Origin of the sequence: Mucilaginibacter sp. (assembly GCF_036383575.1) — a bacterium.
Lineage (GTDB): Bacteria > Bacteroidota > Bacteroidia > Sphingobacteriales > Sphingobacteriaceae > Mucilaginibacter.
Genome location: NZ_DASVOB010000500.1, coordinates 1 through 5,743 on the forward strand (window position 1 = coordinate 1; position 5,743 = coordinate 5,743).

Annotated in this window: 5 protein-coding genes; all 5 read left to right on the top strand. The window is 44.1% G+C overall.

All coding sequences use genetic code 11. From position 1 onward, the window contains the following. Nucleotides 1-233 precede the first annotated feature (233 nt). The 5 genes from VF500_RS17810 to VF500_RS17830 all read left to right on the top strand — a co-directional run bounded on the left by VF500_RS17810 (nucleotide 234) and on the right by VF500_RS17830 (nucleotide 5,599). Complete coding sequence (locus tag VF500_RS17810) at nucleotides 234-1,406, top strand: glycoside hydrolase family 172 protein (protein WP_330860971.1); 1,173 nt, start codon at nucleotides 234-236, stop codon at nucleotides 1,404-1,406. After that, on the top strand, nucleotides 1,406-2,257 hold the full coding sequence (locus VF500_RS17815) for a fumarylacetoacetate hydrolase family protein (RefSeq protein WP_330860972.1): 852 nt from the start codon (nucleotides 1,406-1,408) through the stop codon (nucleotides 2,255-2,257). Before VF500_RS17810 ends, VF500_RS17815 begins: the two co-directional genes overlap by 1 nt. Nucleotides 2,258-2,346: 89 nt before the next feature. Then, nucleotides 2,347-3,480 (top strand): DUF6786 family protein, encoded by a 1,134-nt coding sequence (locus VF500_RS17820; protein WP_330860973.1) that lies wholly within the window; start codon nucleotides 2,347-2,349, stop codon nucleotides 3,478-3,480. A gap of 31 nt (nucleotides 3,481-3,511) precedes the next feature. Beyond that, nucleotides 3,512-4,789, top strand: a complete 1,278-nt coding sequence (gene fucP / locus VF500_RS17825; protein ID WP_330860974.1) for an L-fucose:H+ symporter permease — start codon at nucleotides 3,512-3,514, stop codon at nucleotides 4,787-4,789. A gap of 21 nt (nucleotides 4,790-4,810) precedes the next feature. Continuing rightward, entirely contained in the window at nucleotides 4,811-5,599 is a 789-nt protein-coding gene (locus tag VF500_RS17830; protein WP_330860975.1) for an SDR family oxidoreductase, read from the top strand. Nucleotides 5,600-5,743: the final 144 nt, after the last annotated feature.

Here is a 5,743-nt window from a genome sequence, read left to right on the forward strand (position 1 = left end):
TATCCTGTTTTTTACAGGCTTAGGGCATTTATTTAATAAATTTTAAATTAGCTTTATCAACTGCCAAATATGCCATGCCAAAATATGCGTATGTTATGCTTATAAAGCGGTATGGATAGCGAAAAATTATCAATATGATTGTGGATGGCTTTTAAACAAGGCCTGAAGCATAAACAAATAAACCTGGAGCGCATTGCCAATTGTTGCGTTAAATGATTTTAAAGATAAGTTTTATGATGAAAAATTATTTTTTAACGATCTGCCTGTTTGTTATTGTTGCTTCTTCTGTTAGCGCACAACAGAAATTTAATGGCCTCGATGTAGGGCTGGGAAATCTCTACCGTACATCTGATGCTAAAACCCGATCAATCAGTCCTGAAAATTTTACCGGCGAAAAAGGTAAAGGGGGGATGGCCACAACTGGCACCGGCGCTAATGCCTCGCGCGATCTGGGGCAAACCTGGAAAGTAAGTCCGAGTGTTGTCATCAAAAAACATACAACTTTCACCGTTGCCGAAATCAATGGTTCGGGTGCTATCCAGCACATCTGGATGACGCCTACCGGCAATTGGCGTTATTCTATCCTTCGTTTTTATTGGGATGATGAAACTACACCTTCGGTAGAAGTACCCGTAGGCGATTTCTTTTGTATGGGCTGGGGTAAATATGCGCCCGTTCAATCGTTGGCTGTAGCCGTAAACCCGGGGAGCGCGTTCAATTGTTACTGGCCAATGCCGTTCCGCAAGAAATGCCGCATCACTATGGAAAACATAGATGATGCGGATATGGTGTTGTATTACCAGGTTGATTATACTTTGACAGATGTACCTGAAGATGCAGGTTATTTCCACGCGCAGTTTCGCCGTGTAAACCCGCTGCCTTACAAAAAGGATTATGTTTTGGTGGATAGTATTAAAGGTAAAGGACAATATGTGGGTACGTATATAGCTTATGGCTCCAACAAAAATGGTTGGTGGGGCGAAGGAGAGATCAAGTTTTTTATGGATGGCGATACCAAATTTCCAACTATAAACGGTACCGGCACTGAAGACTATTTTTGCGGATCATATGATTTTGATACCCACCATAAAGATGCCGATGGCAAAGAGCAGCCGGGTACGGAATATACCGAATTTTGCAGCCCTTACAGCGGTTTACCGCAGGTGATCCGCGGTGACGGGCATTATAATATCGCGCAGCGTTTCGGTCTGTACCGCTGGCATATTGTTGATCCTATCCGCTTTGAAAAAAGTTTAAAGGTTACCATACAAGCTTTGGGCTGGCGGCACGACGGCCGGTATATGCCTTTGCAGGATGATATCGCTTCAACGGTGTTCTGGTATCAAACCGGAGAACATGGTGCATTCCCTAAATTTCCCTCAAAAGACGAACTGGAAGTAAACTAATGAAACTATATAAACTGGCAAAAGGCAGCTTATTGCAGCATAACGGCTCATCATATATTATTGATGATGAATGGGATACACTGATCAATCGTGATGATTTGGCCGTTTATCTGGAGTCCGTCACTACCGATACCACGGCCTTAAGTGCCGATGTGGAAGCGGAACATTTAAATGGCAATATTTTACCGCCGATAGGCAGCCAGGAAGTGTGGGCTGCCGGCGTAACTTATTTGCGCAGCCGCGATGCCCGCATGGAAGAATCGGAGACTGGCGCGAGCCTGTATGATAAGGTTTATGATGCGCCGCGCCCCGAACTTTTTTTCAAGGCGCTTGCTCATCGTGTATCGGGCCATAACGGTGAAGTTTACATCCGCAAAGATTCGGAGTGGAATGTGCCCGAACCTGAGCTCACCTTGTTTATTAATACAGCAGGGAATATCCAGGGATATACCATTGGTAATGATATGAGTTCGCGCAGTATTGAGGGCGAAAACGCGTTATACCTGCCGCAGGCTAAAGTATATGAAAAAAGCGCAGCGCTTGGGCCTTGCCTTTACGTTACTTCATCGCCTATTCCCGGCGAAACAGTGATCAGTATGAACATTAAACGCGTAGGTGAACTGGTTTTTGAAGATGAAACAACTGTATCCCGCATTAAACGCTCCTTTACGGAGCTGACCGGTTACTTATACAGCGAATGCGATTTTCCTAACGGATGCTTTTTAATGACGGGTACCTGCCTGGTGCCGCCGCCAAGTTTTACCCTGCAAGCCGGCGATGTAGTTGAGATCAGCATAGATCATATCGGAACGATGGTAAACGTGATAGGCTTAAATCCTAAACATAAATAACCGGCGATATGCAGCTTTTAAAAAAGTCATCATTAGTTTTGCTGCTCGCGGGTTTAGCGTCATGTACTATGCGCAACCCCCAACTATCTATGAAAGGAACTTTTGGCCATGATCTTGATTTTTTAAAAGCAAAGGATAGTGTTATCGTTTTAAAAGATAACAGCGGTTTGGGGCAGATTATCGTATCGCCTAAATACCAGGCGAAGGTTTTTACTTCAACGGCTGATGGTTTAAACGGCAAAAGCTTTGGCTGGATCAAGTATGAAACCTTCGATCTGAAAGAGCCGGATCCGCATATGAATGCTTTTGGCGGGGAAGACCGATTGTGGCTTGGGCCGGAAGGCGGACAGTTTTCGCTGTTTTTTAAACCTGGTACCAAAATGGAATTTGCCAACTGGCATACGCCTGCCGCGGTTGATAACGAGAGCTGGGAACTCATCTCGTCTTCGAGTAAAAAGGTATCTATGAGCAAAAACACGCGTCTGCAAAACTATGCCGGTACCGATTTATCAATAAAGCTGGAGCGTGATGTAGAGATCATAGAACCGGAAGCCATAAGAGAGACGCTTGGGATTGATGCTCACAGCGCCGTAAAATCGGTAGGTTTTAATACAGTAAATACAATTATTAACGCCGGTGATAAAGCCTGGGATAAAACAACAGGAGCGCCCTGCTTGTGGAACCTGGATATGTTTACCCCGTCGCCCAAAGTGGTGATCGTGGTTCCGTACAATGAAAAGGCCACCGGTAAAGTAGCCACCACCAATTATTTTGGCGAGATCCCGAAAGATAGGATCACTTATAAAAACGGCATCCTACTGTTTAAAGCTGATGGAAAGAGTCGCGGTAAATTGGGTATCCCGCCCAACCGTGCAAAAAATATGGCCGGTAGTTATGATGCCGAAAACGAGGTTTTAACCATAACCGTTTTTGATGTAGATAGCGCGGCATCCTACTTAAACCAGGAATGGAAAACAGATACAGCACCTTACAGCGGCGATGCGGTAAATGCCTATAACGATGGCCCGCTGGCCGATGGTAAACAGATGGGGCCTTTTTATGAAATAGAAAGCGTATCACCTGCGGCATTCCTGAAACCGGGCGAAAAGCTTACTCATAAACACAGCGTATTCCATTTTACGGGTAGCAAAGTCGCATTAAATAAAATTGCATTAAAAACGTTAGATATCTCCCTGGATGATATTTCGGCAACATTTAAATAACAGATCAATATATAATCAATCATAAACACTAATGTCAAAAAACAACGCCCTGTTCGCAGTAGCATTAATTACTTCCCTGTTCTTCATCTGGGGATTTGCGCTCAATCTTAACCCGATATTAATTCCGCACTTGAAAAAAGCCTGCCAGCTTAACGATTTTCAATCTTCGTTGATCGATTCGGCCTCATACATCGCCTATTTTCTGCTACCCATCCCGGCGGCTCAGTTCATGAAAAAATACGGCTATAAAGGAGGGATCCTTTTAGGTCTTGTACTGTTTGCTACCGGAGCATTTTTATTTTACCCGGCAGCTGCCGTGCGTAATTACGCATTTTTTCTTGGGGCTTTGTTCGTGGTATTTTCAGGCGCTGCCTTTTTAGAGACTGCTGCCAATCCATACATCACTGTATTGGGTGATCCGGCCGGAGCTACAACCCGGATCAATTTTTCGCAGTCATTTAATGGTTTGGCTGCTACACTTGCCCCTTACCTGGGCGGCTTGTTCATATTGTCGGGCAAAAATTTAACGGAGACTGAAACTAAAAATATGTCGGCAACGGACCTGAACAATTATTTAAATAAAGAAGCATCATCAGTACAACTGCCTTTTATAATAATCGGGATAGTGGTATTGGTGGTTGCATTTTTGATCTATAAAACAGCCTTCCCTCCAATTGTTGAAGAAACAAGCCACGAGTTGGAGGATGATAAGCGTTCATTGATGACCAGGATTGGCGAGCTGTTGAAAGAGAAACAATTGATGCAGGGTGTACTGGGCGAGTTTTTTTATGTAGGCGCTCAATCATGTATCAGCAGCTTTTTTATCCGCTTTTCAGAAAAGGTAGCGGGTTTTGCTGAGAAGCCGGCATCTTTCTATTTATCGATGGCTTTGCTAAGCTTTATGATTGGTCGTTTATTAGGCACAGCGCTGATGCTGGTTATTAACCCGGTTAAACTGTTGATCACTTATGCAATTATCAATGTAGCATTATTGTTTGTGGCGGTGTCTGTACACGGTGCTTTGGCGGTATACGCTTTAATGGGCGTATTCTTCTTTATGTCGATCATGTTCCCAACCATATTTTCGCTCAGTATCCGCGGTCTTGGTGCTAAAACCAAGTTAGGTTCATCGCTGGTGATCATGGGTATAGTTGGTGGTGCTATCTTCCCGCCTATTATGGGGCGGATCTCGGATTTGACCAACATTCAAACATCCTATTTAGTACCTGTGATTTGCTTTGTGTACATCGGCTATTTTGCGATCATAAACCTTAAAGTTAAAAAAGTGGAGATGGTTGCATCTCATTAATATATCTATCATACCAAAAAAATGAATTTACAACTTACAGATAAGGTAATTATAGTTACCGGCGGGGCCAAAGGTATAGGCGAGGGAATAGTGAAAGTGTTAGCTGCTGAAGGCGCTATCCCGGTTATTGTAGGCAGGAGTGAGGCAGATAATCTGAAAGTAGTTCAGGCTGTTGAAGCAGCAGGCCATAAAGCGTACCAGGTGGTGGCCGAACTTACCGATCCCAAAGCAAGCGAAAACGCTGTGAAAGAGGTGGTAGCCAAACTGGGCCGTATCGACGGATTAGTGAACAATGCTGGTGTAAATGATGGCGTTGGCTTGGAAAGCGGCGATTATGAGGGCTTCATTGCTTCCCTGCATAAAAATATGGTGCACTACTACCTGATGGCCCATCATGCCCTGCCCGAACTAAAAAAATCAAAAGGGGCTATCCTTAATATCACCTCAAAAACAGCCGATACCGGCCAGGGGCATACTTCAGGTTACGCGGCATCAAACGGCGGCCGTAACGCGCTTACCCGCGAATGGGCAGTTGAATTGCTGAAATATGGCATTCGTGTAAATGCACTGGTGGTAGCTGAATGCTGGACACCTCTTTACGCCAACTGGATCAAAACCCTGCCCGATCCGGAAGCAAAACTAAAAGAGATTGAAGCGAAAATTCCGCTGGGTAACAGGATGACCACATCAGAGGAAATTGCCAATACCGTAGCGTTTTTATTGTCGCCTTTATCAAGCCATACCACCGGGCAGTTAATTTATGTTGATGGCGGTTATGTGCACTTGGATAGGGCGCTGGCTAACGCGTAAAAAATAAAAATATGTCATTGCCTTTAGATTAGCTTCAACAAAATAATAGAGGTTGTTATTATTGTTGAAGCTTTCTTTTTGCTTCTTTTTCTTTGTTAATAACCTTGATTTTTGTGGAAAAAGTTAACAACGGTAAGGGTGCGT